Source organism: Nonomuraea sp. NPDC050680 (assembly GCF_040654555.1).
Lineage (GTDB): Bacteria > Actinomycetota > Actinomycetes > Streptosporangiales > Streptosporangiaceae > Nonomuraea.
On sequence record NZ_JBFAIF010000009.1, the window covers coordinates 132,026 to 158,731 of the forward strand.

Sequence of the window (26,706 nt, forward strand, 5' to 3'; positions counted from 1 at the left end):
GCCAAGGCCGGTCAGGTCTGTTCGTAGCGGGCGCGCAGGCGGGTCTTGGCCAGGTCCGTCGCGCCCAGGTGCTCCAGGCCGTCGAGAGCGGCCCCGACGATCGGCGGGACGTCGGCGACCACCAGCTTGGCCCGCGGCGCCCTGGCGGCGAAGGAGAGGTCCAGGAGGGCCGTGAGGAGCGGGTCGCGGGCCCGCAGGATGCCGCCGCCCAGCACCACCTCCGTGGGCGTCTCCAGCAGGTCCAGGCGGCGCAGGCAGACCTCGGCCAGCACGGTGATCTCCTCCGCCTGGCGTTCCACCAGCGATCTGGCGATCGGGTCGCCCGCCGCGGCCATGGCGAAGACGCCCGGCGTGAGCTCGTGCAGGCGGTCCTCGTCCAGGCGGCCGAAGTGGAACTCCAGGATCAGCTCCTCGACCGTGCGCACGCCGAAGTGCCGCGTGCACAGCTCCGCCAGCGCGGTCGCCGGTCCGCGGCCGTCCTCGGCGCGGGCGGCGTGCCACAGCGCCTCCTCCGCGACGCCCTGGCCGCCGCCCCAGTCGCCGCTGAGGCGCCCGAGCGCGGGGAAGCGCGCCACCTCGCCGGTGGGGGAGACGCCGACCGCGTTGATGCCCGCGCCGCACACCACGGCCACGCCCCAGGAGTTCGAGGCGCCCGCCCGGAGCAGGGCGAAGGTGTCATTGCGGACGGAGATGTCCGGGCCGAAGCCCCGGCGGGCGAACTCACGGGCCAGAGCCTCCTCCTCGACCGGCAGATCGGCCCCCGCCAGGTAGGCCGCCACATGATCGAACCGGCTGGGGGCGCCGTCCCGCGGCAGCTGCGCGAGCGCCTGCCGTACCGCCTCCTCCACCGCGTCCAGCGCGGCCGGAACGCCGTCGCTCTGCGGCGCGAACGGGCCCGCGCGGCCGGTGGCCAGCACATCGCCGTCCTCCGTGACCAGCGCCACGTCGGTCTTGCTGTTGCCGCCGTCGACCGCGAGGACGAGCCTGCGGTGCTCCACTACCTCACCTGGCCACGGCGAGTCGTCCACGGCAGGTACGCGTGGTTGGCGTCCAGCAGCAGGCCGGTCAGCTCCTCGGCGGTCGCGTCCTGCCCGATCAGGGGATGGGCCAGCAGGGCGTCGCGTACCCGGTCCGCGCCGCCGTGCCGGGCCGCCTCCAGGGCGAGCGTCTCATAGGCGGACACGTGCGCGATCAGCCCCGCGAACAGCGGCTCGACCGGCGCCACCGGCAGCGGCGCGGCCCCGGCGGCGGTGACGTGCGCGGACACCTCGATCACCGTGTCGTCGGCCAGGAAGGGCAGTGTGCCGTGGTTGCGGAGGTTCACCACATGGGTGCCGGGGCGGTCGCCGAGCAGCGAGGCGATCAGCGCGACCGCCGCCTCGGAGTAGTAGGCGCCGCCGCGCTCGCCCAGCAGCGCCGGCTTCTCGACGACCGACGGGTCGGCGTACATCTCCAGCAGCTTCGTCTCCATCGCCGCCACCTCGGCCGCGCGCGACGGCTTGGCCCGCTGTTCCTCCACGACCGCGTCGTGATCGTAGAAATAGCGTAGATAGTACGACGGCACCACGCCGAGCCGGCGGAGCAGGCCGGGCCGCAGGGCCAGGTCGTCGGCCAGCGATTCCGCGTGCTCGGCGAGCAACGACGGCAGCACGTCCTCGCCGTCCAGGTACACGGCCCGTTCCCAGGTCAGGTGGTTGAGCCCCACGTGGCCGAGCGAGATCCGCGCCGGCGGCACCCCCAGCAGGGCGGCGACGTGGCGCTGGAAGCCGATCGCCACGTTGCACAGCCCGATCGCCCGGTGCCCGGCGTCCAGGAGGGCGCGGGTGACGATGCCGACCGGGTTGGTGAAGTCGACGATCCACGCCTCCGGCGCGTGCGTACGCACCTTCTCGGCGATCTCCAGCACGACCGGCACCGTGCGCAGCGCCTTGGCCAGGCCGCCCGCGCCGGTCGTCTCCTGCCCCACGCAGCCGCAGCGCAGCGGCAGCGTCTCGTCCACGTCGCGCGCAGCCTGCCCGCCCACGCGCAGCTGGAACAGTACGACCTGCGCCCCCGAGACCCCCTCCTCGACGGAGGAGGTGGCCAGCACCCGGGCCGGATGCCCGGCATGTGCCAGCATGCGGCGCGCCATCCCAGAAACAACCTCAAGTCGCGATAAATCGGGATCTATGAGTGCGATTTCCGAGACCGGCAGCTCGTCGCGGAGCCGCGCGAACCCGTCGATCAGCTCGGGCGTGTACGTCGAGCCGCCCCCCACCACGGCCAGTTTCAACCCTTCACTCCTGTCAATGTCACGCCCTCGATGAAGACCTTCTGGGCGAAGAAGAACACGATGATCACCGGAGCCATGACGAGCAGCGTCGCCGCCATGGTCAGGTTCCACTGCACGCTGTGCAGTGCCTTGAACGAGGCCAGCCCCACCGACAGGGTCCAGCTGTCGAGGTTGGTGGCGGCGTACAGCAGCGGCCCGTAGTAATCGTTCCAGCAATAGAAGAACTGGAACAGCGCCACCGCCGCGATGCCCGGCCTGGCCATCGGCAGGATCACCCGGATGAGCGTCCTGAAGTCGGTGCAGCCGTCCACCCGCGCCGCGTCGGTGTACTCGCGCGGGATCGAGAGCAGGAACTGCCGCAGCAGGAAGATCGAGAACGCGTCGCCGAGCAGCATGGGCAGGATCAGCGGCAGCAGCGTCCCGGTCAGGTCCAGCCGCGCCCAGATCAGGTAGATCGGCACCGCGACCACCTGGGGCGGCAGCATCATCATGGTGATGACCAGCAGGAACGCCAGCCTGCGCCCGGGAAAGCGGAAGCGGGCCAGCGCGTAGGCCACCGGGATCGACGACACCAGCGTGAACAGCGTGCCGGTTACCGCGTAGATCATCGTGTTGCGCAGCCACAGCAGGATCGGCGCCCTGGCGAACACCTCGCCGAAGTTGCCCCAGTTCCAGCTGTGCGGCCACAGCTCGTCGGTCAGCGTCTGGTTGTCGCTCATCACCGCCGTCAGCAGGACGAAGACCAGCGGCCCGACGAACGCGATCCCCAGCGCGACGGCGACCGCGTGCGTGGCGATCCAGTACAGCACCCTCCTGGTACGGCCACGCCGCTCCCGGGCGCGCCGCCCGGCGGCCCGCGTGGGGGGCGCCGCCAGCGTGGCGGTCATTCGGCCACCTCCTCGAACCCGCGGAACTGGCGCAGCAGGATCAGCGTGAACACCATCGACGCCGCGAACAGCACCAGCGCCAGCACACAGGCGTAGCCCATCGCGTAGTCGCGGAAGCCCGTCTGGAACAGCCACTGCGGCAGCGTCAACGTCGACATCTCCGGATAACCGGGCACGAACGAGGTGCCCGGCGCGTCGGTCACGCCGGCCGCGACCCGGGAGGCGATCATCGCCTGGGTGAAGTACTGCAGCGTGTAGATGACCCCGGTCACCGCCGAGAACATCAGCACGGGACGGATCGTCGGCAGCGTGATGCTGCGGAACTGCCGCCACGCCCCGGCCCCGTCGATGGCCGCCGCCTCGTACAGATGCCTGGGCACGTCCAGCAGCGCCGCCAGGAAGATCACCATGACGTTGCCGACGCCCCACATGGCCAGCAGCGTCAGCCCCGGCTTCGACCAGTCCTTGTCGCCGAACCAGTCGGGCCCGGAGATCCCCACCAGCGCGAGGATCCGGTTGACCGGCCCGGTGGCCGGGTTCAGCAGGAAGACGAACGCCACCGTCCCCGCCGTCACCGGCACCAGCGACGGCAGGTAGAACACCGTGCGGAAGAACCCCACGCCCGCCTTCAGCTTGGTGACCAACTGCGCCACGCCCAGGGCGAACAGCACCTGGGCGGGCACCATGACGACCACCAGCCAGGCCGTGTTCCCGATCGAGATCCAGGCCCGCTCGTCCTGCAGGAAGTAGCGGTAGTTGTCCAGGCCGTTGAACTTCAGCGAGAACAGGTCGTAGTTGAAGAAGGAGAAGTAGACGGTCGCCAGCAGCGGATAGGCGAAGAACACCCCGAACCCCACCAGCCACGGCGACAGCCACAGCAGGGCACGGAACCCCTCCCGGCGCCTGAGCGGTACGGCCGCCACCTCAGCCGCCCGACAGCTTGAACTTGGCGTCGATGGTCTTGTCCACGCCCTTCAGCCCCGCGTCCAGGTCCTTGACCGAGCCCTTCTCCCACGAGGTGAAGAACCCCTGCAGCGCCTCCTGGTTGAATACGCTGTTGACGTGCGCCGGGATCGTGCTCGACTTCGGGTTGGCGAAGATGTCGAGGAAGGTCTGGAAGTGCTCGTCCTTCTTCAGCTCGGGCGAGTCCAGCGCGGCCTTGGTCGTCGGCACGTTGCGGATCGCGTTGGCCAGCGTGACCAGCGCGCCGGTGTCAGTGGTCAGGTACTTCACCAGCGCCCAGGCGGCTTCGGGGTTCTTGGCGCCCTTCGGCACGCCGATCACGGTGCCCGCGGTGAAGCCGCTGCCGTACAGGTCGGGCTTGGCGTCGTCGACCGGCATGGGGGCGGTGCCGTAGTCGAGCTTCGGCGCCTCGTTGGCGATCATGGCCACCCGCCACTCGCCGTCGATGCCCATGGCGACCTTGCCCTGGTAGAAGGGGTGCTTACCGGAGAACTCGTCACCCAGGCTCTTGCGGAACTTGTCCAGGTTGGCGTAGCCGTACCAGTCGACGAGCTCCTTCTGCCAGTTCAGCAGGGTCTTCCAGGCGGGGTCGGAGCCGATCGCCGAGGTGCCGTCGGGGTTGGTCCACTTGGCGCCGACCATGGCGCCCCAGTGACCCGCGGTGTTCTCGTAGTACTGGCCGCTCGGGATGAACCCGGCGACCTTGATGGTGCCGTCGGGGTTGCGGACCGTGAGCTCCTTGGCCAGCTTGGTCAGCTCCGACAGGGTCTTGGGCGGCTGGTTGCCCTTCATCAGGGCCTTGTTGTAGTAGAGGCCGTACGCGTCGGTCAGCAACGGCATCACGCACCGCTTGCCCTCGTACTGGGTGTAGTCGTTCACGACCGGCGGCAGGCCCGACAGGTCGACGCCGTCCTGCTTGATCACCGGGTTGAGATCCTGGAACACGCCGCTCTTGCACCAGGTCGCCACCGAGTCGGTGGTGAAGGACGAGGCCACGTCCGGCGGGCGGCCACCGCGTACGGCCTGGGTGATCTGCTCGTCCTGTACGCCCTTGACCAGCTTGACCTTGATCTGCGGGTACTTCTTGTTGAACCCGGCGATGGCGTCGGTGAACGCCTTCACCTCCGAGTCCGCCGAGAACCCGTGCCACAGCTCGATGGAGGCGGCCGGCAGCGCGGTCGGCGCGGTGCCGCTGGGCTTGGACTGGGAGCCGAGAGCGGGACCGCCCTCTTTGCCCGCGGTACACGCGGCCAGAGTCAGGACGGCGAGCCCTGCGGCCGCCAAGGGGACGAAGCGCACGGGGGGTGCCTCCTCATGACGTTACTCATGTGGTTGTGGAGCTCAGGGAGTCGGGACCGTGGAGCCGAAGACCTCGTCGCGGACGAGGTCGAGGGCGAGGTCGAGCGCGCCGGCGAGGACGGGGTTGCCTTCGACGGACGACAGGCGCAGCCGGGGCCGCGGGATGGTCAGCGCGTGCAGTTCGTGCTCGACCAGCTCGCGCAGGGGTTCGCCGCCCGACAGCACCACGCCGCCGGTCAGCACGATGAGCCCGGGATCGATGACGGAGGTGATGGCGGCCAGGCCCACCGCCAGCCGGGCGGCGATGTCGCGCAGCCCAGCCCTGGCGTCGTCGGCCTTCTGGCCCGTCTGGTGGTCGTCCGCCGCGCGCACCGCGTTCGCGATGGCCTGGCGGAAGTCCGTGCCGCGCACGCCGTACGAGCGCAGCAGCTTCAGCACGGCGGGGCCGCCGGTGAGCGCCTGGTAGCCGTGGTTGGCGTAGCGGCCCGCCTCGCGGGCCGTCGGCGCGCCCGGGGTCGGCATGTAGCCGACCTCGCCCGCGCCGCCGGTGGCGCCCCGGTGCATCCGCCCGCCCAGCACGATGGCCGAGCCGATGCCCTCGTCGGCCCACAGCAGCACGAAGTCGGAGTCGCCGCGGGCGGCCCCGTGCGCCATTTCGGCCAGTGCGACCAGGTTGACGTTGTTCTCCACCGACACCGGCACGCCGAGTCCCTCGGCGAGCGTCGGCACCAGGTCGCCGATCTGCCAGCCCGGCATGTCCTTGGCGGTGGCGTAGCCGAGCCGGCCGGTGGACGGGTCGATCGCCGCCTGCACGCCGATCACCACCCGGCGCAGCGGGCCGGGCGAGCCCGCGCCGTCGAGCGCCGCGCGCAGCCTGGCGACCAGCTCGCCGCCCGGCCGGCGCGGGGTGGGCAGCGTGTACGAGCCCACGGTCGTGCCGGTGATGTCGGCGACCCTGGCCTCGATCCGGGCGGGGGTGACGTCCAGCGCGCCCACGTAGGCCGCCGCCGGGTTGATCCGGTAGACCTCCGCGGTACGGCCGGGCAGCCCCTCCCTGATGCCGTCGAGCACCACCAGCCCCGCCTCCTGCAGACGGGACAGCAACTGCGAGGCCGTCGGCTTCGACAGGCCGGTCAGGGTGCCGATCTCGGGGCGGGTCAGCGGGCCGCGCTCCAGGAGGGCCTGCAATGCCGCGCGATCATTGATGGCGCGTAGCAGACTGGGAGTCCCTGGTACCGGACCGCTCAACTTCCACCCCTTGACCTGAAGTTAGGAAACTTTCCTAACTTGATGCGAACCTAAGAGGCCCGGAGGGTTTCGGTCAAGGGGTGAAACCAAGCCGTGACCGGATGCGGGCCGGGGTGTGGCGCGGGAAGATGGGAGTGCCTCAACAGGCATGCTAATGTCGTCGTTTGTTGTAACAACAAGCAGAATGGCCCGGAGTGTCCCATTAACAACAATAATGGTCAGGCGGCAACTCGTCAAACAGAGCTCGCAAGGGAGCAGGAGTACGTCGCCCGCCTCTATGCCCGCCTCGACGCGTTGCGTGAACGCACCCAGAGCCAGCTGAAGGAGGTGCTCGGCACCGGCGCCGTCGGTACGCTGCAGAACAGGTCGGAGCGTGACACGTTCGCCGGCATGTACGCCTCCAGGCTGGCCCGGCTCTGGGCGGTGGAGCGCGGGCTGGTGTTCGGCCGGCTCGATCACGTCGACGAGGGCAGGCTCTACATCGGCAAGCTCGGCATCACCGACGACGAGCAGGAGCGGCTGCTCATCGACTGGCGAGCGCCCGTGGCCCAGCCGTTCTACCGCGCCACCCCGGCCGCGCCCATGGGCCTCACCAGGAGGCGGCACCTGCAGACCAAGGGCCGCGTGGTCATCGGCGTCGACGACGACCTGCTCGACTTCGACACGCTGACCGACGAGGACCGCGCCACGCTCAATGGCGAGGCCGCGCTGCTGGCCGCCCTCGACGAGCGGCGCACCGGTCGGATGCGCGACATCGTCGCCACCATCCAGTCCGAGCAGGACCGCGTCATCCGCGCCGACCTCAACGGCGTGCTGGTCGTCCAGGGCGGTCCTGGCACCGGTAAGACCGTCGTGGCCCTGCACCGCGCCGCGTACCTCCTCTACACCCACAGGGAGCGCCTCGAACGCCGCGGAGTGCTGATCCTCGGCCCCAACCTCACCTTCCTGCGCTACATCGAGCAGGTGCTGCCCTCGCTGGGCGAGACCGACGTGCTGCTGTCGACGGTCGGCGAGCTCTACCCCGGCCTGACGGCCACCGCCAGGGACCGGCCGGAGGTGGCCGCGGTCAAGGGCGACCTCCGCATGGCCGAGGTGATCGAGCGGGCCGTACGCGACCGGCAGCGGGTGCCCCGCAAGCCCGTCGAGCTGAACCTGGGCCGCTACACCCTCACCATCGACCGCAACATGCTCGAATCGGCCAAGAACAAGGCCACCCGCTCGCGCCGCGCGCACAACCAGGCGCGCGCGGTGTTCGTCAGGTCCCTGCTCAACGCCCTGGCCAGGCAGGCGGCCAAGAAGCTCGGCAAGGGCCTCATCGACGACGACGAGCTGGCCGACCTGCGTGAGGAACTGCGCACCGAGCAGCCGGTCAAGACCGCCCTGAACAGGCTGTGGCCGTACCTCACCCCGCAACGGCTGCTCCTCGGCCTGTACGGCTCGCCGGAGCGGCTCGACTACGCCGCCTCGGCCCTGACACCGCAGGAGCGCGCGCTGCTGCGGCGTGAGGGAGGGGAGTGGACCGAGTCCGACGTGCCGCTGCTCGACGAGGCGGCCGAGCTGCTCGGCGAGATCGACGAGCAGGTGCTGCGCGCCAGCGCCCTGCAGGCCGAGGAGGAGCTCGCCGCGGCCCGGCAGGCGGCCGAGCACGAGCGCGAGGCCGAGCTCGCCTACGCCCGCGAGGTGCTCGAACTGACGGGCCTGTCCGACGTCATGGACGCTGAGCGCCTGGCCGAACGCCAGCGCGGCGAGGGTCCCTACCTCACCACCGCCGAGCGGGCCGCCGCCGACCGTGCCTGGGCCTACGGTCACGTGATCGTGGACGAGGCGCAGGAGCTGTCGTCCATGGCCTGGCGGGTGATCATGCGGCGGGTGCCCACCCGGTCGATGACGATCGTCGGCGACATCGCGCAGACCGGCTCGATGGCCGGGGCCCGCTCGTGGAACCAGGTGCTCGACCCGTATGTGGCGGGGCGCTGGCGCCAGGAGCGGCTCACCGTCAACTACCGCACGCCGGTGGAGCTCATGGAGGTCGCCGCCCGGGTGCTGGCCACCATCGACCCGGCGCTCGAGGCGCCCGCCTCGGTCCGCGACACCGGTGCCGAGCCCTGGTCTGCGCCGCTGTCCGCGCTGCCCGAGCTGGTCAAGGCCGAGGTCGGGGAGGGCGGCAAGGTCGCCGTGGTCGTCCCGGACGCGCTGCTCGGCGAGCTCGGCAAGGTGATCTCCGACACGGTGGAGGGGGCCGCCGTGGTCTCCGCCCGCGCCACCCGGGGCACCGCGGCGCTCGACGCCCCCGTGGCCGTGCTCGGGGTGACCGATGCGAAGGGGCTGGAGTTCGATTCGGTCATCGTGGCCGAGCCGGACCTGATAGCCTCGCAGTCGCCGCGCGGCCTGAGTGACCTATATGTCGCTCTTACCCGGGCCACCCAGCGGCTCGGCGTCGTCCACGAGCGGCCGCTGTCAGCCCTCCTGTCGGGGGCGCTGGGCGGCTTGCCAAGCCGCGCGTCCGGGCCGAAAAATGGGCATTAGATCGCTTTAATGCGACAACGCAAGCATGTCCTACCTGCGGAAACTTGATGTTTCTGCTGATCGGGACACGGTTGACATCTGAGGTGGAGTCGGTAGTTTGCTGCGCAGTCCAGCACGGGACTTGGCCGGTTGGCCGTCTCTGACATCGTCGGATCCTGCGTCCGTGACGGAGCGTGACTCCGTCCACACAGCCAGGTGCAGGGCCGTCGGTCCGTCGAGTCGGGGCACCCCAACCGGGCGGGGGGTTGGACCCGGGACGGGCCCGGGAGCCCAGTAGACAACGGAATTCCGCGCTCGCCGCCGACGAGACGGGTCCGGTCCGAAGGGTTTCCGGGCCCTCTTCCCTCTCGTGCGCAGGATCGCCATCAGCGCCGGGTGGTCCCGTCAGGTCACGGGATCACCCTGCCGCTCCTTTCGCCGCCGCTCCTCGCCCGATCGGGCCCACCCCTATCCTGGGACGTCCAGCGCCTGGGACCCCTATTTGCGGATCACCGGGTGCCGCGAGGGCCGAATCGCCGTCCGGGGGCGGTAGCGTTTTCGCAAGCAGGCGTGCGAACGGCGAGGAGAATCCCGCGTGGTGCAGGACAAGACGGGCCCACCGCCCACGGGCGGCGGAACCCCGCACACCCCTGACTCGCCCACGCCCGAACCCAGCACGCCCGAGCCTCCCTCCGGTGCGTCCGCTCCCGTGGGGCGGAGTGGGCAGGAGTCCGGGCGGCTGCTGATGGCCCGGGTGGTCGCCGCCGTGGCCGGTGGGGGACTGCTGTTCCTCGCTTTTCCGCCCATCGACTGGTGGCCGGCCGCGCCGCTCGGCGTCGCGCTGATCGTCGCCGCCCTCTACCGCACGCGCCCCCGGCGCGCCGCCTGGCTCGGCTACCTGGCCGCCGCCGTGTTCCTGTTCCCCACCTTGGCCTGGGTACGCACGATCGGTAACGACGTCTGGGTGATGCTGGTCGGCGTCGAGAGCCTGTTCTACGCCGTGATGGCCGCCCTGGCCGCGCTGGTGTTCCGCCTGCGGCTGTGGCCGCTGTGGTTCGGCGGGCTCTGGGTGGCCATGGAGTGGGCGCGCGGGCTGTTCCCCATTGGCGGCTTCCCCTGGGCGCGGCTGGCCTTCAGCCAGGGCGAGTCGCTGTTCACCGAGTACGCCGCGCTGGGCGGGGCGCCGCTCGTGTCGTTCGCCGTCGCGCTGTGCGGGGCCCTGCTCGCCCGCACGCTGCTGTGGCGGCCCGCGGTCGGCCGGGGCGTCATAGGGCGGCTCGTCCCGCTCGCGCTCGCTCTGGCCGTGCCCCTGCTGACCCTGGCCGTGCCGAGGCCGGGCGACGAGGGGCGCACGATCAACATCGGTATCGTGCAGGGCAACGTGCCGGGCCGCGGCATGTACATCCTGGGCGACGAGCCCGCCGTTGTCCTGAAAAATCATGCCAACGAGACCAAGAAGCTGGCGCAGGCCGTACGGGACGGGAAACTCGCCAAGCCCGACATCGTGGTCCTCCCCGAGAACTCCACCGACATCGACCCCTACCGCGACGCGACCGCCCGCCAGATCATCGACGACTCCGTCAAGGACGTCGGGGTGCCCACGCTGGTCGGCGCGGTCGTGGCCATCGGCGAGGAGAACCGGGCGACCCGCAGCCTGGTCTGGGACCCGGTGACCGGGCCCGGCGCCTACTACGACAAGCAGCAGCTGGTGCCGTTCGGCGAGTACACACCCTTCAAGGAGATCGTGCTGGCCCTGTGGGAGCGGGCCGGTCTGGTGGGCAGGCAGTCGGTGGCGGGCACCAAGCCGGGCGACCTGAAGATGGGCCCGGTGACGATCGGCGCGGTCAACTGCTACGAGGTGGCCTACGACGGCACCGTGCGCGGGACCGTCAAGACCGGGGCCACGCCGCTGGTGGTGCAGACCAACAACGCCACCTACGCCGAGTCCAACCTGCCGCCGCAGCAGCTCGCCATGTCGAAGCTGCGGGCCGTCGAGCACAACAGGGCGGTCGTGACGGCGGCCACCACCGGCATCTCGGCCTACGTCACACCTGACGGTAAGGTCTCCTGGCAGACCCGCGAGCTCGTCGCGGACATGAACGTGGTGAAGGTGCCCGTGCGCACCCAGGCGACGGTCGCGACCCAGATCGGCGCGTTGCCAGAGTGGGCGCTGGCGTTGATGGGAGTGGCGGCCGCCGGGGTCGCCGCGTGGCGTGTCAGGCGTAAGGCGACCGGTGAGGAATGACTGATCATGGAGACTCTTGGCCGGATACTCATCGTCATACCGACCTACAACGAGCGCGACAACCTGCCGCTGATCACCGAGCGGGTGCGAAAGGCCCTGCCGGACGTCCACGTGCTGGTGGTCGACGACAACAGCCCCGACGGCACCGGTGACATCGCCGACGAGCTGGCCGGCAAGGACGACCACGTCCACGTCCTGCACCGGGCGGGCAAGGAGGGGCTGGGCGCCGCCTACATCGCCGCGTTCCGCTGGGGCCTGGACGAGGGCTACAACGTGCTGGTGGAGATGGACGCCGACGGCTCGCACCAGCCTGAGGAGCTGCACAAGCTGCTGGAGGCGGTCTCCGACGGCGCCGACCTGTCGATCGGGTCGCGCTGGGTGCCCGGCGGCAAGGTGGTCAACTGGCCCGTCTCCCGCGAGCTCCTGTCCAGGGGCGCCAACATCTACACGCGGCTCATGCTCGGCATGTCAGTACGCGACGCGACCGCCGGGTTCCGCGTCTATCGCGCCGCGACGCTGGAGAAGATCGGGCTGGCCGACGTCGAGTCGCAGGGCTACTGCTTCCAGGTCGACCTCACCCTGCGGACGACCAGGCACGGCCTGCGGGTGGTCGAGGTGCCGATCACGTTCGTGGAGCGGACCGTCGGCACGAGCAAGATGAGCAGCCGCGTCATGGCCGAGTCGTTCTGGCGCATCGCCGTCTGGGGACTGTCCGGCCTGCCCGCCCGGCTGCGCGGCAAGCGCGGCTGAGAACCTGTGGCCACCCTCAGGTAGCGGCGGAACGGTTCGGGCGCGCCAGGCGTTGTCCTTGTGTACACGGTCCTTTGGAAACGTCGTGTGCACGGTCCTTTAGGTACGCCTTCAGATACGTCGCGGAGATACCTCGCGGGTGCGGATTGGGGAAGACGATGCGGCTCCTGCTTTTCCTGGCCTTCCTGATCGTCCCGGTGCTGGAGATCTGGCTGCTGATCCAGGTCGGCTCGGTGATCGGCGGCTGGACGACCGTGGCCCTGCTCATCGCCGACAGCCTGCTGGGCGCGTGGCTGGTGCGCCGCGAGGGGCGCAGGGCGTGGCGGGCGCTGCAGGACGCGCTACAGTCCGGCCGGATGCCCGACAAAGAGCTCGCCGACGGCGGCCTGATCCTGGTGGGCGGCGCGCTGCTGCTGACGCCGGGGTTCCTGAGCGACGTCCTCGGCTTCCTGTGCGTGCTGCCGGTCACCCGGCCGGCGATGCGGCGCCTGGTGTCCTGGTTCTTCGACCGCCGGGTCAAGAGGATGGCGGCGGCCTCGCCGTACGCGCACCTCTTCTCGACGCCGGGCGGCGGGCCCGTCGACGGACACCTCAGCGGGCGAGGCAACGGGCACGGTGCCGGTGTGGTGCACGGCGAAGTGATCAGGGAAGACCGCGAGCCGTCCTGATCGCGAGCCGTCCAACGGCCGGTGTGGCTTGCTGACCGGCGCGAGCCCTACCGGCCCCTACTGGCCGCGAGCAATGCGAAGCCCCCGGACAAGATGTCCGGGGGCTTTCACCGTGAGAAGGTGTCAGGCGCTCTTTCGACGCTGGGCCCGTAGGACCGCCAGCCTCTCGTTGAGCACCTCTTCCAGGTCCTCGATGGACCGTCGCTCCAGGAGCATGTCCCAGTGCGTCCGCGGGGGCTTCGTCTTCTTCGACTCCGGCTGCTCGCCGTCGACCCGAACCGCGGTAGCGCCGCACATGCGGCACTCCCAGGTCGCGGGAATCTCGGCCTCGGCGGCAAGCGGAACCTCGAAGCGATGGCCCTTGGGACAGGTGTAGGACACGTCCTGGCGCGGGGCCAGATCCGTGTTACGGTCGTTCTCGTAGCTGGTTGCCCCGAGCCGGGTGCCACGAAGCGCGCGCTCGCCCATGTTTAAATGCCTCCTACAGGGCCCCCATCGTGAGGGGTCTGTCTCCCACGGTGTGTAACGCTTGGTACCGTGATGGGATTCCCCCCTGCGGGGTGATCCAATCGCTCTCTCCCCGAGGAGTTGCCCGCAAACGGGCTTCCGTCGGCGTTTCGGAGCTCCGGGCCACGTGAGAGCCATGGTCATTCTTGAGACAGTTCGCGAATCGGCCTGACCGCAAGGTGGCCTATGCTCGCTCCCGGTAATCCGGGACAGAAGTGAGAAGGCCCCCGCCGGGAGGCAAGCGCCCGCCGGCGGGGGGACAAGGTCGGCCGACGGGCCTAGCGCACCCCGTACAAGTGCTCGATGGCGAGCTGGTCCAGGTGCTCGAACGCGGCGCCGCGGGCGGCGAGCGCGTCGATGTCGGGGGTGAAGGAGCGCACGTCGCGCCAGCTCTCCCCGTCGGCGAGGGTCGGCACGGCCAGCTCGTCCAGCCGGGCCGCCAGCAGCGCTTCCCGGACCTCGGGGTCGGCGCGGAAGGCCCGCACCTTCTCCCGCAGGATCAGGTAGTTGCGCATGCACGCCGCCGCCGACGCCCACACGCCCTCGTCGTCCTCGGTACGCGGCGGCTTGAAGTCGAAGTGGATGGGACCGGAGAAGCCGTTGGACTCCAGGACGTCGACGGTCCAGAAGGCGCCCCGGGCGTTGCCGGCGCCGAAGCGGAAGTCCTGGTCGTAGCGCGGGCCGTTCTGCCCGTTCAGGTCGATGTGGAACAGCTTGCCGTGCCACAGCGCCTGCGCGATGCCGTGCGCGTAGTTGAGCCCGGCCATCTCCTCGTGGCCCACCTCGGGGTTGAGCCCGACCAGTTCCGGGTGCTCCAGCTCGTTGATGAACGCCAGCGCGTGGCCGATGGTGGGCAGCAGGATGTCGCCCCTCGGCTCGTTGGGCTTGGGCTCGATCGCGAACTTGAGGTCGTAATTGTGGTCCAGCACGTACGCGCCGAGCACGTCGAAGGCTTCCTTGTAGCGGTCGAGCGCGGCCTGGACGTCCTTGGCCGCGCCGCTCTCCGCGCCTTCCCTGCCTCCCCAGCACACATACACCTGCGCGCCCAGCTCAGCGGCCAGGTCGATGTTGTCCATCACCTTGCGCAGCGCGAACCGGCGCACGTCGCGGTCGTTGGAGGTGAAGCCCCCGTCCTTGAAGATCGGGTGTGAGAACAGGTTGGTGGTCGCCGTGGTGACCACCAGTCCGGTCTCCTCCAGCGCCTTGCGGAACGCGCCGACCCGCTCGTCCCGGTCATGGCGGTCGAAGTCGAACACGTCGTTGTCGTGGAAGTTCACCCCGTACGCGCCGATCTCGGCGAGCTTGCGCACGGCTCGGTCGGCGGGCATGGGCGCCCTGGTCGCCGGTCCGAACACGTCGACGCCCTCCCAGCCGACGGTCCAGATGCCGAAGGAGAAACGGTCCTCGGGGGTGGGCGTGTACGGGTCTTCGCTCATGATCGATCCTCTCGGTGGTGCTGCCAGCCGGCCGTACGGTCGCGCAGCTCGGCGTACTGGTCACGGACATGGGGAGTGGGCGGCCCGTCGTACTCCTGGACCGGCTGGGCCGTCCAGACGGGTGGCTCGGGCGTGCCGGCCAGCGCCCAGGCGGCCTGGCGGGCCGCGCCGAGCGCCACGTATTCGGCGGGCTCGGGGACGGCGACGGGCTTGCCGAAGATCTGGGGGGCGATGCGGCGCACCGCCTCGGACTTCGCGCCGCCGCCGATCAGCAGCACGCGGCGCGGTCGTACGCCCTGCGCGCTCAGGTGGTCGATGGCGTCGGCGAGGGAGGACAGCAGCCCCTCGACCGCCGCCCGCGCCAGGTTCTCGCGTGTGGCGTTGCGCGTGGTCAGGCCGGTGAGCGTGCCCGAGGCGTCCGGCCGGTTCGGGGTGCGCTCGCCGTCCAGGTAGGGCAGCAAGGTGAGGCCGCCGGCGCCCGGCGGGGCGGCCAGCGCGAGCTCCGACAGCTCCGCCAGCGAGCAGCCGATCATCGACGCCGCGGAGGAGAGGATCCTGGCCGCGTTGAGCGTGGCCAGCAGCGGCATGAAGCGCCCGGTCGCGTCCGCGAACCCGGCGACCATCCCCGAGGCGTCGGCGGCGGGCACCTCGCTCACCGCGAACACCGTGCCCGAGGTCCCGATGGACACCGCGACGTCGCCGGGCCGCAGCCCGAGCCCGAGCGCCGCGCCCATGTTGTCGCCGGTGCCGGGCCCGATGGCGGCGCCGCCCGGCAGGTGCCCGACGATCTCGTTCGGCCCGGCCACGCGGGGCAGCTCGACCTCGTGCCCGATCGCGGCCGACACGAACTCGGGCAGGTACTCTCCCGTCGCCGGGGACCAGTATCCGGTGCCCGAGGCGTCGCCCCGGTCGGTCGTGAGGGCCCGGCGCTCGCCCAGCCGCCAGGTCAGCCAGTCGTGGGGCAGCAGCACGGCCGCGGTGCGGGCGGCCAGCTCCGGCTCGTGCTCGGCCATCCAGCGGAGCTTGGTGACCGTGAACGAGGCCACGGGCACGCTGCCGGTCAGCTCGGCCCACCGGGCAGGACCGCCCAGCTCGGCGGTCAGCCGGGTGGCCTGCGGCGCCGAGCGTGTGTCGTTCCACAGCAGGGCGGGCCGGACCACCTCGCCGGAGCCGTCGAGCGCGACCATACCGTGCTGCTGGGCCGCCACCGCGACGGCGGCGGCCCGCTCCAGCAGGTGCCGCCCCTTGTCGAGCGCGCTCTCCCAATGGCGGGGATGGCACTCCGTGCCGTCGGGATGCGGGGCCGCGAACTCGTCGACCACTGTGCCGTCACCGGCCCGGCACAGCACGATCTTCGTCGACTGAGTCGAAGAGTCGACCCCGGCCACCAGTGCCTCTGTCACCAGGTCTCCATATTAGTCAACTGTATGGATTAAATAGCGTAACAGACCGGCGAATCGCCAGGAAGACCCATTAGTCTTAGATTGTGACAAAACCCAGGGAAGGGCCGCTCCGGCACGCCACCATGCGCGAACGCAATCTCGCCGTGGTGCTGGAGCAGGTCGTACGCTGCCAGCCGGTCACCCGTGCCCGGCTGGCCGAGCAGACCGGGTTCACCAAGACCACCGTCTCCAACCTGCTCGCGGTGCTCGAAGGCGCCGGGCTGGTTCAGGACGGCGCGCTGGTCCAGGGCGGCGAGCGCGGCCGGCCCGGGATCGCCGTCTCGGTCAACGGCGACGGCGCCGCCGCGCTCGGCCTGGAGATCAACGTCGACTACCTCGCCGCGTGCGTACTGGACCTGGGCCGGCGCACCCGCTACCACCAGCTCGTGACCTTCGACAACCGGGGGCGTGCGCCCGAGTCGGTCATCTCCTCGCTGGGACGGCTGGCCGCCGAGGCCGTCGCCGCGGCCGCCGGGCAGGGCCTGGCGGTGGCGGGCGCGACGGTCGCCCTCCCCGGACTCCTCGACCGGGAGAACGGCCTGGTCCGCCGCGCCCCGAACCTCGGCTGGACCGACGTCCCGGTCAGCGCCCTGCTCCGCGACGCGCTGCCCGACCTGCCGATCCCGGCCGCCCACGACAACGAGGCCAATCTGGCCGCGCTGGCGGAGCTGTGGTTCGGCGACGGCGCGCGGCACGGCGGCTTCATCCACGTCTCGGGCGAGATCGGGATCGGCGCCGGCATCGTCATGGACGGTCAGGTGCTGCGCGGCACGCACGGGTTCGCCGGCGAGCTCGGCCACCTCGTCGTGGAGCCGGGCGGCGCGCCGTGCACCTGCGGCGGGCGCGGCTGCCTGGAGCAGATCGCCGGCCAGGACGCCATCCTGCGCGCCGCCGGGCTGCCCGCCGTCACGGCCACCACCGCGGCCAAGCCGGACGGCCCGATCAGGGAGCTCATCGACCTGCTGGAACACTCGGACCAGCGGGCGCTGGCCGCGCTCGACGGAGCGGGCCGGGCACTCGGCGCCACCCTCGCCTCGGCCGTCAACCTGGTCGACCCCGGTGCGATCGTCCTCGGCGGCATCTTCTCGCCGCTGGCCTCCTGGATCCGCCCGGCGGTCGAGGCCGCGCTGGGGGAGGGGAGCGGCTCGCTGCGTACCGCCGTACCGCCGGTGGTCGCCTCGGAGCTGGCGGGGAACGCCGCGGTGCTCGGCGCGGCCGGCGTGGTGATCGAACGCGTCATCGGCCACCCGGCGCTGCTGCTGTCCCCCTAGCGCCCTTCGTGGATGTCGCGCCTTTTTACTGATGGGCGGCTGCACTCATGGGCGGCTTCACCGATGGGCGGCCGCGGAGCTGCGGGTCGGTGAGCTCGGCGTCGTGGATCGTGCGCGCCACAGCTCGACGGCCAGCCAGAGGCCGCCGACGGCGATCAGCGCGCCGTGCGCGATCCGCAGCGAGTACGGCCCGAAGAACTGCGGGATGAACAGCGCGAACCCCACCGCGAACGGCACCCCGCTCCACCTGGCCAGTGCGCCGGAGCGCCACACGGCCACCGCCGCCATGACCGCCCCCACGCCCAGCAGCGCGAGCCCGGCGGCGAACATGGTCATCGCCACCGGCCCGTACCGGAACTCCTCGGTCAGCTCCATCAGCGCGGGGGCGTGGTCGCGCAGGGACCGGCGGGCGATGACGTTCAGCCCGAAGTCCTCGGCGCCGTAGTAGGGCAGGGTGAGGCCCGCGCCGGCCCACGTCACCGCCGCCGCTCGCAGCGACAGCCGGTCGCCCAGGGCCTGGTGCAGTCCCAGGACGGCCAGCCCGGTGAGGATGAAGCCGATCATGGCCGCCAGATGTCCGGCCACCCACGCGCCCGACGCCATGGCGGCCGCGTCGTCGCCGGAGGGCCGCACGGCCGGGTAGATGAGGAACAGCACACCGCCGGCGGCGAAAGCCGCAGAGGTCAGTCGGGCGTTCACGGTCACTCCAAGAAGGGGGAAGGGCATTGCTCTCTTGTGTGAGCAATGCTCTCCCTTTGGAGCGTTGATGTCAAGAGCGGTGCTCTCGCTTGGCGAGCAGGGGCACCAGGGTGCGGTCGCCGAAGCGGGTCATCGCGGCCAGTGGCTTGGTGGCCGCGCCGACCAGCAGCGGCAGGCCCGGCTTGCCGGTCGCTCTGGCCAAGGCGGGGCCGAGGGCGGCCATCATGGCGGTCAGGCCTGGCAGCGGCCTGATCCACATGGTGATCTCCTTGATCAGGCCCTGGTCGTCGAGGCGCAGCAGGACCGACTCCTCGATCTCCTCGCGGCCCAGGCGGGCGGTGGCGGCGAGCATGCGGGTTCGCTCGTCGCCTACGTCCGTGTGGTAGCGCAGGCCGGACAGGGCGCCCAGCGCCGCGGTGAACAGCTCGCGGACCTGCTCCTGGCCGTGGAAGGTCGCCGTGGCGCTGAGGGGGGAGTGGAAGACCACGTCCGGCGCCAGGGTGGACATGATCGCGTCGACGTTCTTCGCCTCGCCGGCCTCGCGGTAGGCGCGGGCAGGTGAGTCCTGAATGTGAACTGTCATGAGTTCACTTTATCAACCCACTATGCTGGGGTCGTGAACAGGTTCGGGGAGATGCACTGCTCCATCGCTCAGGCCGTCGGCGTGGTCGGCGAGCCGTGGACGCCGTTGATCCTGCGGGATCTGTTCCTGGGGGTGGGCCGGTTCGACGACCTCGCGGAGGATCTGGGCATCTCGCGCAACCTGCTGACGCGACGGCTGGAGCGCCTGGTCGAGTCCGGGGTGGTGGAGCGGCGGCCTTATCAGGAACGACCGGTGCGCTTCACGTACACGCTGACCGAGGCGGGCCGCGACATCGTGCCCGCGCTGTTCACGCTGATGGCCTGGGGGGACCGCTGGGCGACCCCGCCCGGCGGGCCGCCCGCGCTGCTGGTGCACTCCTGCGGCGAGCGGTTCACGCCGGTCGTGACGTGCCCGCACTGCGGGGGCCGGGCCGACGCGGACACGGTGCGCGCCGTACGCGGCCCCGGCGCCGCTCAGGGGCCCGGCACGATGGTCCTCTCCGCTCCCGGCAGAGGCGACGAGGCGGCCTCGTAAGACGGCGAGCTCGTCCCCGGCAGACGCGAGGAGGCCGCCCCGTAAAGACGACGAGGCGGCCCCCTGAGACAGGCGTCAGATCCGCGCCGGCACCTCGTTGCCCGCGTCGCGGATGGCCTTCGGCAGGTTGACCATGGCCAGCAGGACGAACCCGATGATGAAGAAAATGATCATCGAGATGATGGCGATCCGGTAGCTGTTGGTGAGCTGGATCGCGATCGTCACGGTCAAGGAGCCGATGAACGCCGACCCCTTGTCGCTGATCTGCAGCAGGCTGAAGTATTCGGCCTCCCGCCCCTTCGGGATCACCAGCGAGAACAGCGAGCGCGACAGCGCCTGGGTGCCGCCCAGCACGATCGAGATGGCGAAGGCCAGCAGGTAGAACTGCAGGGCGGCCTTCTCCTGCAGGAAGTACGCGGCCAGGACGATCACCGTCCACACCACCAGGCTGCCCAGCACCGTGTGCTTGGTGCCGAACCGGCGGGCCAGCCAGCCCATCAGCAGCGCGCCGAAGAACGCCACGAACTGCACCATGAGGATCGCGCTGATCTGCGTCTCCTTGCTCAGCTTGAGCGCCTCGGAGGCGAAGGCCGAGCTGTTGCCGATGACGGTCTGCACACCGTCGTTGTAGACGAGGTAGGCCACCAGGAACAGCAGCGTCAGCGGATAGCGGCGCAGCTCGCTCAGCGTACGGCCCAGCTGCTTGAAGCTGCCGCCGACAGAGCGCAACGCCGTGCTCTCGTGGGCCGCGACCGGCCGGTTGCGCAGCCTCAGCAGGGGGACGATCGTGAAGATGGCCCACCACAGGCCCGCCGACATCATGCTGATCCGCACAGACATGCCCTCGTTCAGCCCGAAGCTCTCGTGCTTGAGGTAGAGCACCAGGTTGAGCGCGAGCAGCACGCCGCCGCCCAGGTAGCCGATCGCCCAGCCGCGGGAGGAGACGCGGTCGCGTTCCTCGGCGGTGGAGATCTGCGGCAGGAAGGAGTCGTAGACCACCACGGACGAGCCGTAGGCCAGGTTGGCCAGGATGAACAGCACCCCGCCCAGCATGTAGCGGTCGCCTTCGAGGAAGTACAGGCCCACGGTGGCCAGCGCGCCCACGTAGGCGAAGCCGCCGAGCATCTCCTTCTTGCGCCCGGTGTGGTCGGCCAGCGCGCCCACGACCGGCAGGCAGAGGATCTGCAGCAGCACCGCCACGGTCAGCGTCAGCCCGAAGAACGCGGCCGGTCTGATGTCGGCGCCCAGCACGTCGACATAGCCCAGGCCCGGGTTGGCCTCGGCCAGCTTGTCGAAGTCGGTCGAGCAGGTGGCGGCCGCGACCGAGGGGAAGTCCTTGGCGCAGGCCGCGGTCCTGGCGACCGAGATGAGGTACGGGCTGAGGAAGACCGAGATGATCGTGGTGTAGAAGGCGGAGTTGGCCCAGTCATAGACGTACCAGCCGCGCTGTTCGCGCCTGCGTGCCGAGGGGGAGTCGGCGGTGTCGTCGGGAGCCGCGGGGGGTGCGGGTACGGGCATATGTCGTGTCGCTCCTATGCGGCCATGCGGCCCGGATGCCACAGGCCGCGACGCTCCAGCACGTCACGCAGGCCGGTGACGTTGTCGGTCATGACACCGTCGACGCCGAGGTCGAGCAGGTGCTCCATGCGGGTGGGGTCGTTGATCGTCCATACATGCACCTGCATACCGATGGCGTGCGCCGTACGGATGAGACGGCCGGTGGTGACGCGCAGGCCGCGGAAGCCCACCGGCACCTGCGCGCAGGGCACGCCCGCGCGCTTGAGCCGGGTCAGCAGCCGCCCGTAGCCGGAGGTGGACGCGGCGGCGCGCAGCGCGGCGACGCCGCGCGGGCCGAGCGCCGAGCAGACCTCCCGGCCGAGCGCGGCCCTGGCCAGCACCAGGCGCTCGTCGGAGAAGGAGGTCAGGCAGATCCGGTCGTAGGCCCCGGTGCGCCGGACCGCCTCGGCGAGCGGCGCGATCGCGGCGGCCTCCTTCACGTCGATGTTGAAGCGGATCTCCGGCCAGCCGCCGAGCAGATCCTCCAGCAGCGGGATCTCGTGCACACCCCCGATGCGCGCCTGCCTGACCGTGCTGTAGGGCAGCTCCGAGATGCGGCCGCGCCGGTCGGTGACCCGGTCGAGGGTGTGGTCGTGGAAGGCGAGCAGCACCCCGTCGGCCGTGGCGTGCGCGTCTGTCTCCAGATAGCGATAGCCCAGCCGGACGGCCTGCTCGAAGGCCGCGACGGAGTTCTCGGCGCCCTCGGCGGCGCCCCCGCGATGCGCGAAGGCCAGCGGGCCCGGATGGTCGAGAAACGCGAAGCGGCGGCTGAGCACGTCCTGAAGTATGCCTTCCGTGGGAAAAAATGAGGTTACAAATCGGGGAGATTCTGCCATTCCTGGCGTCGGGCCTCGGCCAGCGCGATGGCGGCGGCCACCGAGACGTTGAACGAGCCGACCCGCCCGACCTGCGGGATGTAACAGACCCCGTCGACGGCGTCGAGCAGGGCCGGCGAGCAGCCGTGGTCCTCGCTGCCGACCACCAGGCACACGTCGCGGCCCAGGTCGGCCCGGTGCAGCGGCACGGCCTCGGCGGTCAGCTCGATGGCCAGCACGGAGTAGCCGTCCTCGCGGGCGGCCTTCACCGCGTCGACGGCGGGGACCGGCTCGTGCCAGGTGACCAGCCGCTCGGTGCCGAGTGCCGTCTTGCCCGCCTTCGGGTTGGTCGGCGGGGTGGCGTTGCCCGCCAGCCAGATCTGGTCGACGCCGAACGCGGCGGCGCTGCGGAAGATCGAGCCGACGTTGAACGGGCCGGTGACCGACTCGAGGATCAGCGACAGCCGGTTCGAGGTGTTTCTGCGCCAGGTGCGGTTGAGCCGCTTGACGTCGGTGGGGCGCAGCTGCCTTCTCATCGGGTTACCTTCAGGATTCGGTAGGCGGCGCGGGAGGCCGCGCGGCCGGCCTGCCAGCCCTGCTCGCCGAGCCAGCGCTGCAGGGAGTCGGAGCCGAGGTGCTTCTGTACGACCAGGTAGGCGACGCCGTCGGGCGTCAGCCGGGTGAGCCAGCGGGTGAGCATCTCGTGCAGGGCGGGCTTGCCAATACGGATAGCGGGATTAGACCAGATAGCCCGAAATTTCACGTCATCGGGTACCTCGTCGATATGCACGGACCTTACTTTGTCAAGGCGCGCGGCCTGGGCGTTGCGCGTGGTGAGCTCCACGCTGCGCCGGTTCACGTCGACGGCCCAGACGGTCGCGCCGGGCGCCCGCGAGGCCATGGTCAGCGCGATCGGGCCGTAGCCGCAGCCCAGGTCGAGCAGGTCGCCCTCCTGTGGAGGCGGCGGCACGCTCTCCAGCAGCACGCGGGTGCCGAGATCGACCCGTTCGGGCGAGAACACGCCTCGGTCGGTCTCCAGTCGCAGGTGCAGGTCGGGCAGCACCAGGTCGACGGAGCCCGGCCGGCTCGCGGTCTGCGGCTGCTCGGAGAAGTAGTGGGCCACGTGGCAAAACGTTACGGGATCCGGGCACCGAACAGGACCGCGGCACCCGCCACCAGCAGCCCGGCCACCATGGCGGCCACGATGAACCACTGGGTGACCTCCTGGTCCACCAGCTTGAAGCCGAGAGAGGTGCCGATCTGCTCGTAGACGTCACGCAGCTCGCTGCCGGACTCCGCGGCGTAGGCCCGGCCGCTGGTGCCGTCGGACAGTGACTGCAGGGTCTGCTTGTTGACCGGCACGTTCACCGGCCGGCCGTCGATGGAGACGGTGCCCTCCTGCGTGCCGTACGCGATCGTGGAGACCGGCACCCGGGCCTGCTGGGCGGCGTCGATGGCCTCGTTGACGCCCCGGCCCGAGGTGTTGTCGCCGTCGGACAGCAGCACGATCGCGGCCGGCGGCGGGTCGGTGGCGGCCTGCTGGTCGAAGGAGCGTACGGAGTCGAGCGAGTTGAACACCGCCTCGCCGATCGCGGTGCCCGGCCGGGTGGTCAGATTGCCGATCGCGGTCACGACGGCCTGGTGGTCGGTGGTGGGGGCGATGACCACGTTGGCCGAGCGGGCGAAGGAGACCACGCCGACGTTGAACCGGTCGGGCAGCTCCCTGGCGAAGGACTGGGCGGCGGCCTTGGCGGCGCTGATCCTGTTGGGCTGGACGTCGTCGGCGTCCATCGACAGCGACACGTCCAGCGCGATCATGATGGTGGCCCGGTCGCGCGGCACCTTCACCTGGTCGGCCGGCTTGGCCGCGCCGATGACCAGCAGCGACATCATGACCAGGAACAGCAGCGGCGCCACGTGCCGCCGCCAGCCGGGGCCCGCGGGCGCGACCAGGTCGAGCAGCGCGAGGTTGGTGAAGCGCACGGTGTAGCGGCGCCTGGCGAACTGCGCCACGACGTATCCGACCACGAGCAGCGCCACCACCGCGAACAACCACAACCACGCCGGCGACAGAAAGGTCACCCTGCCTCCTTCTTCGGCCTGCCTCCTTCGGCATAGGCCCATTGTCGCGCTGTTCGATGGCGGTCCGGCTACGCACGTGCCCTGCGATGGGCGAGATGGGTCATGCGCCGCTGGCGGAGGACGAACTGCGCGACGTCGAACACCCAGTCCCTGTCGGTCCGCAGCACCAGGTGCGCCACACCGGCGCGGCGCAGCGCGGCCTTGGTGCCTTCGCGTTGCAGTGCCGCCGCTTCGGCATAGTCTCGGCGTACTTTAGAGGAAAGGTGCACTTCGCGTACGTGCCCGCTCTCGGGGTCGGCGAACGCGACCCGGCCCACATCGGGGAGTTCGAGCTCGCGCGGGTCGATGATCTCCACGGCCAGCACCTGGTGGCGGGCCGACAATCGCTTGATCGGCCGCTCCCAGGGCCGCTCGGCGCCGGGGTCGAGCTCGGGCCGGGCGTCGAGGAAGTCCGACACGATCAGCCGCATGCCGCGTCGCCTGCGGGTGGCGGCCAGCACGTCGATGCCCTCCGCCAGATCGGGTGCGTCGGGTACGGCCTGCCCGCGCGGCGCGTCCATCAGCGAGTGCAGCAGCCCGTACAGGGCGGGCCGGCCGGTGCGCGCCGGCATCCGGTGCACGAACTCGTCGTGCAGCACCAGCGCCCCGAACCGGTCGCCCATCCGGCTGGACAGGAACCCGATCGCGCCCACCGCGGCCACCACCAGGTCGCGCTTGTCGCTGTCGGCGGTGCCGAAATCCATGCTGGGCGACAGATCGGCCAGCGCCCACGTCTCCAGCTCGCGGTCCGCGATCAGGTCGCGGACGTGCGGCACGGTCGTGCGGGCGGTGACCGCCCAGTCCATCCGCCGCACGTCGTCCTCGCCGGGCACGTAGATCCGGCTGTCGCCCGCCTCGCTGCCGGTCCCCGGCAGCAGCCCCAGGTGGGCGCCGTGCAGCAGCCCGTCGAGCCGCCGGGTCACCGTCAGCTCCAGCCGCCGCAGCGCCTGCTCGGCCGTCCTCATCGGCCGTGCTCCGTCCGCGTCGTCGGTTCCGGTTCTGCCACCGATGCTGCTTCCGTCACCGATGCTGCTTCCGTTACCGGTGCTGGTTCCGTCATCGGTTCTGGTTCCACACGACGAGGGGCGGCGGTACGGCGTGCAGGATCTGCCGGACAACCTGTTCGGGATCGACGCCGTCGGCCAGCGCGTCGAAGGTGAGCATCAGCCGGTGCGACATCACGTCGACGGCCACGTCCCGTACGTCGTCGGGCAGCAGGTAGTCACGGCCGCGCAGCAGGGCCAGGGCGCGTCCGGCGGAGACCAGGCCGAGCGTGGCGCGCGGGCTGACGCCGATCTCGATGGTCTCGGCCAGCTGGCCCAGCCCGTACTCGGCCGGTGATCGGGTGGACATGACCAGCCGTACGACATAGTCGGCGACGAGCTGGTGCACCGAGATCTGCTCGGCCGCCTCCTGCAGCGCCATCAGCCGCGTGGGGTCCAGCACCCGCTCGGCCGTCGGCGGGGTGACGCTCATGCGGTGCAGGATCTCCAGCTCCTCGTGCGCGCTCGGGTGCGGCACCCGCACGCGGAACAGGAACCGGTCGCGCTGCACCTCGGGCAGCGGGTAGACGCCTTCGGACTCGATCGGGTTCTGGGTGGCCAGCACGATGAACGGCTTGGGCAGCTGGTGGGTGACCCCGGCCAGCGTGACCTGGCGCTCGGCCATCACCTCCAGCAGCGCCGACTGAACCTTGGCGGGCGCCCGGTTGATCTCGTCGGCGAGCAGGAAGTTGACGAACACCGGACCCAGCTCGACGTCGAACTTCTCGTTGGAGGGATGGAACACGCGGGTGCCGACGATGTCGCTCGGCACCAGGTCCGGGGTGAACTGGATCCGGGCGAACGTGCCGCCCACCACCGTGGCCAAGGTGGCGGCGGCGAGGGTCTTGGCGACGCCTGGCACGCCTTCCAGCAGGCAGTGACCGCGGGCCAGCAACGCGACGACCAACCTCTCGACCATGTGGTCCTGGCCGACGATCACCCGCCGGACCTCGTCAAGAGTTTGACGCAGCACGGCCGCATCGGTTTCGTCTGGCAAATCTTCGGCGACGCTCATGACGCCATTCCACCAAACGTCCCGCCAACGTGCACGGCGCCGGTCTGTGCTTTCATGGCAAACGTGGCCAGTCCGCTGCAGTACGGAGATCCGCCCCGGCTGGGGCCGTTCGTGGTGCAGGCCCGCCTGCACTCGGCGCCGGCCGGTTTCGTCTACCTCGGGCAGGGGGTGGACGGGCGCGCCGTCTCCCTGGCCGTGCTGACCCGCGGCGCCGCCTTCGACGCCGCGGCGCGCGAACGGTTCGTGACCGTGATGCGCGAGGCCGCGCCCGCAGGCATGCGCGGCTGGCTCGGCCGGGCCACCAAGACGCGCACCGCGGTGCTGGAAGGCGCGCCGGAGGTTTTGGCGATGGAGACCGGCACGGCCCCCTGGGTGGCGGTGCCGTACGCGCCGGGCCGGCCGGGGGCCGAATGGTTCCTGGAGCCGGTGATGGTCGGCGGCACCCTCATCGGCCAGGCGCACGGCCCGGACTTCGTGCCGTACTGGCTGACCGACCGCGCCCCCGCCCTGCCCGGACAGCCGCGTGGACGCCGGCCGCTCACCGAGACGCGCCGGCGGGTGCTGCTGGCCGCGCTGGCGCTGGCCGTGCTGTTGCTGCTCGGTACGGTGATCGCGCTGCTGCTGATCATGGGCAGGGAGGACACCGAGCCGCTGCCCAGGCCGCTGCCGCCGACGAACTTCCAGCCGACGGCGCCCCCGACGCCGGCCACGCGGGAGCCGCAGCAGCCGACGCCCAGTCAGACGCCGGCGCCGAGCAAGAGCGGGCAGGCCACGCCGGGGCCGTCGCCCGGCGAGGACACGGGAGACGGCTCGCCACTCTGATCTCCCGGCTCGCCGTGCTGTTAA

25 protein-coding genes are annotated in these 26,706 nt (G+C 70.9%); 7 read left to right on the forward strand and 18 right to left on the reverse strand.

Annotation, left to right across the window (positions count from 1 at the left end):
* Window positions 1-11: 11 nt before the first annotated feature.
* The 6 genes from AB0H88_RS28460 to AB0H88_RS28485 are packed head-to-tail and all read right to left on the reverse strand — an operon-like array spanning window position 12 to window position 6,669.
* A complete protein-coding gene (locus AB0H88_RS28460) occupies window positions 12-998 on the reverse strand; it encodes a BadF/BadG/BcrA/BcrD ATPase family protein (protein ID WP_357649598.1) in 987 nt (328 codons plus the stop codon).
* Window positions 998-2,272 carry a 6-phospho-beta-glucosidase gene (locus AB0H88_RS28465; RefSeq protein WP_357649600.1) on the reverse strand — a complete coding sequence of 425 codons (1,275 nt, stop codon included), beginning with the start codon at window positions 2,270-2,272 and terminating at the stop codon, window positions 998-1,000. Before AB0H88_RS28465 ends, AB0H88_RS28460 begins: the two co-directional genes overlap by 1 nt.
* The gene (locus tag AB0H88_RS28470; RefSeq protein ID WP_357649601.1) at window positions 2,269-3,159 is read right to left on the reverse strand and encodes a carbohydrate ABC transporter permease; all 891 of its coding nucleotides are present in this window, start codon (window positions 3,157-3,159) and stop codon (window positions 2,269-2,271) included. Before AB0H88_RS28470 ends, AB0H88_RS28465 begins: the two co-directional genes overlap by 4 nt.
* Window positions 3,156-4,082, reverse strand: coding sequence for a sugar ABC transporter permease (locus AB0H88_RS28475; RefSeq protein ID WP_357649603.1), 927 nt, complete (start codon window positions 4,080-4,082; stop codon window positions 3,156-3,158). The genes AB0H88_RS28470 and AB0H88_RS28475 overlap by 4 nt, the downstream gene beginning before the upstream one ends.
* 1 nt (window position 4,083) lies before the next feature.
* Window positions 4,084-5,421 carry an ABC transporter substrate-binding protein gene (locus tag AB0H88_RS28480; RefSeq protein WP_357649605.1) on the reverse strand — a complete coding sequence of 446 codons (1,338 nt, stop codon included), beginning with the start codon at window positions 5,419-5,421 and terminating at the stop codon, window positions 4,084-4,086.
* Between the two features lie 42 nt (window positions 5,422-5,463).
* A complete protein-coding gene (locus tag AB0H88_RS28485) occupies window positions 5,464-6,669 on the reverse strand; it encodes an ROK family transcriptional regulator (protein ID WP_225291232.1) in 1,206 nt (401 codons plus the stop codon).
* A 294-nt stretch (window positions 6,670-6,963) separates the two neighbouring features.
* On the opposite strand from AB0H88_RS28485, the gene AB0H88_RS28490 reads away from it, so the two are divergent.
* The 4 genes from AB0H88_RS28490 to AB0H88_RS28505 all read left to right on the forward strand — a co-directional run bounded on the left by AB0H88_RS28490 (window position 6,964) and on the right by AB0H88_RS28505 (window position 12,837).
* A complete protein-coding gene (locus tag AB0H88_RS28490; RefSeq protein WP_357649607.1) occupies window positions 6,964-9,195 on the forward strand; it encodes an ATP-binding domain-containing protein in 2,232 nt (743 codons plus the stop codon).
* Window positions 9,196-9,769: 574 nt separating this feature from the next.
* The gene (gene lnt, locus AB0H88_RS28495) at window positions 9,770-11,419 is read left to right on the forward strand and encodes an apolipoprotein N-acyltransferase (protein ID WP_357649609.1); all 1,650 of its coding nucleotides are present in this window, start codon (window positions 9,770-9,772) and stop codon (window positions 11,417-11,419) included.
* Window positions 11,420-11,425: 6 nt separating this feature from the next.
* Window positions 11,426-12,169: a polyprenol monophosphomannose synthase gene (locus tag AB0H88_RS28500; RefSeq protein WP_357649611.1), complete on the forward strand. Its 744-nt coding sequence runs from the start codon at window positions 11,426-11,428 to the stop codon at window positions 12,167-12,169.
* A gap of 158 nt (window positions 12,170-12,327) precedes the next feature.
* On the forward strand, window positions 12,328-12,837 hold the full coding sequence (locus tag AB0H88_RS28505) for an FxsA family protein (RefSeq protein ID WP_357649613.1): 510 nt from the start codon (window positions 12,328-12,330) through the stop codon (window positions 12,835-12,837).
* Window positions 12,838-12,960: 123 nt separating this feature from the next.
* Here AB0H88_RS28505 and AB0H88_RS28510 read toward each other — a convergent pair whose 3' ends face one another.
* From AB0H88_RS28510 to xylB, 3 genes are all read right to left on the reverse strand, one after another.
* Complete coding sequence (locus AB0H88_RS28510) at window positions 12,961-13,305, reverse strand: RNA polymerase-binding protein RbpA (protein ID WP_103962598.1); 345 nt, start codon at window positions 13,303-13,305, stop codon at window positions 12,961-12,963.
* Between the two features lie 317 nt (window positions 13,306-13,622).
* The gene (gene xylA / locus AB0H88_RS28515) at window positions 13,623-14,780 is read right to left on the reverse strand and encodes a xylose isomerase (protein ID WP_357649616.1); all 1,158 of its coding nucleotides are present in this window, start codon (window positions 14,778-14,780) and stop codon (window positions 13,623-13,625) included.
* Window positions 14,777-16,183 carry a xylulokinase gene (gene xylB, locus AB0H88_RS28520; RefSeq protein WP_357649618.1) on the reverse strand — a complete coding sequence of 469 codons (1,407 nt, stop codon included), beginning with the start codon at window positions 16,181-16,183 and terminating at the stop codon, window positions 14,777-14,779. Before xylB ends, xylA begins: the two co-directional genes overlap by 4 nt.
* An 83-nt stretch (window positions 16,184-16,266) precedes the next feature.
* Between xylB and AB0H88_RS28525 the strand changes: the two genes are divergently transcribed.
* Complete coding sequence (locus AB0H88_RS28525; RefSeq protein WP_357649620.1) at window positions 16,267-17,493, forward strand: ROK family transcriptional regulator; 1,227 nt, start codon at window positions 16,267-16,269, stop codon at window positions 17,491-17,493.
* Window positions 17,494-17,550: 57 nt separating this feature from the next.
* Here AB0H88_RS28525 and AB0H88_RS28530 read toward each other — a convergent pair whose 3' ends face one another.
* Both AB0H88_RS28530 and AB0H88_RS28535 read right to left on the reverse strand, forming a co-directional pair.
* Entirely contained in the window at window positions 17,551-18,192 is a 642-nt protein-coding gene (locus tag AB0H88_RS28530) for a hypothetical protein (RefSeq protein WP_357649622.1), read from the reverse strand.
* Window positions 18,193-18,262: 70 nt separating this feature from the next.
* The gene (locus tag AB0H88_RS28535) at window positions 18,263-18,775 is read right to left on the reverse strand and encodes a nuclear transport factor 2 family protein (protein ID WP_357649624.1); all 513 of its coding nucleotides are present in this window, start codon (window positions 18,773-18,775) and stop codon (window positions 18,263-18,265) included.
* Between the two features lie 33 nt (window positions 18,776-18,808).
* On the opposite strand from AB0H88_RS28535, the gene AB0H88_RS28540 reads away from it, so the two are divergent.
* Window positions 18,809-19,309, forward strand: a complete 501-nt coding sequence (locus AB0H88_RS28540; RefSeq protein ID WP_357649626.1) for a helix-turn-helix domain-containing protein — start codon at window positions 18,809-18,811, stop codon at window positions 19,307-19,309.
* Window positions 19,310-19,384: 75 nt separating this feature from the next.
* Here AB0H88_RS28540 and AB0H88_RS28545 read toward each other — a convergent pair whose 3' ends face one another.
* The 7 genes from AB0H88_RS28545 to AB0H88_RS28575 form a co-directional block, all read right to left on the reverse strand.
* Entirely contained in the window at window positions 19,385-20,827 is a 1,443-nt protein-coding gene (locus AB0H88_RS28545; protein WP_357649628.1) for an MFS transporter, read from the reverse strand.
* 14 nt (window positions 20,828-20,841) lie between these two features.
* Window positions 20,842-21,642, reverse strand: coding sequence for a glycerophosphodiester phosphodiesterase family protein (locus AB0H88_RS28550; protein ID WP_357649630.1), 801 nt, complete (start codon window positions 21,640-21,642; stop codon window positions 20,842-20,844).
* Between the two features lie 35 nt (window positions 21,643-21,677).
* Window positions 21,678-22,217 carry a TrmH family RNA methyltransferase gene (locus AB0H88_RS28555; RefSeq protein ID WP_357649632.1) on the reverse strand — a complete coding sequence of 180 codons (540 nt, stop codon included), beginning with the start codon at window positions 22,215-22,217 and terminating at the stop codon, window positions 21,678-21,680.
* A complete protein-coding gene (locus AB0H88_RS28560) occupies window positions 22,214-22,804 on the reverse strand; it encodes a methyltransferase (RefSeq protein ID WP_357649634.1) in 591 nt (196 codons plus the stop codon). Before AB0H88_RS28560 ends, AB0H88_RS28555 begins: the two co-directional genes overlap by 4 nt.
* Before the next feature lie 11 nt (window positions 22,805-22,815).
* Window positions 22,816-23,763, reverse strand: coding sequence for a VWA domain-containing protein (locus AB0H88_RS28565; protein WP_357649636.1), 948 nt, complete (start codon window positions 23,761-23,763; stop codon window positions 22,816-22,818).
* Window positions 23,764-23,831: 68 nt separating this feature from the next.
* Entirely contained in the window at window positions 23,832-24,767 is a 936-nt protein-coding gene (locus AB0H88_RS28570) for a DUF58 domain-containing protein (RefSeq protein ID WP_357649638.1), read from the reverse strand.
* A gap of 91 nt (window positions 24,768-24,858) precedes the next feature.
* Window positions 24,859-25,860: a MoxR family ATPase gene (locus AB0H88_RS28575; RefSeq protein WP_357649640.1), complete on the reverse strand. Its 1,002-nt coding sequence runs from the start codon at window positions 25,858-25,860 to the stop codon at window positions 24,859-24,861.
* Window positions 25,861-25,914: 54 nt separating this feature from the next.
* On the opposite strand from AB0H88_RS28575, the gene AB0H88_RS28580 reads away from it, so the two are divergent.
* Window positions 25,915-26,682, forward strand: coding sequence for a hypothetical protein (locus tag AB0H88_RS28580; RefSeq protein ID WP_357649642.1), 768 nt, complete (start codon window positions 25,915-25,917; stop codon window positions 26,680-26,682).
* The last annotated feature ends 24 nt before the right edge of the window (window positions 26,683-26,706 follow it).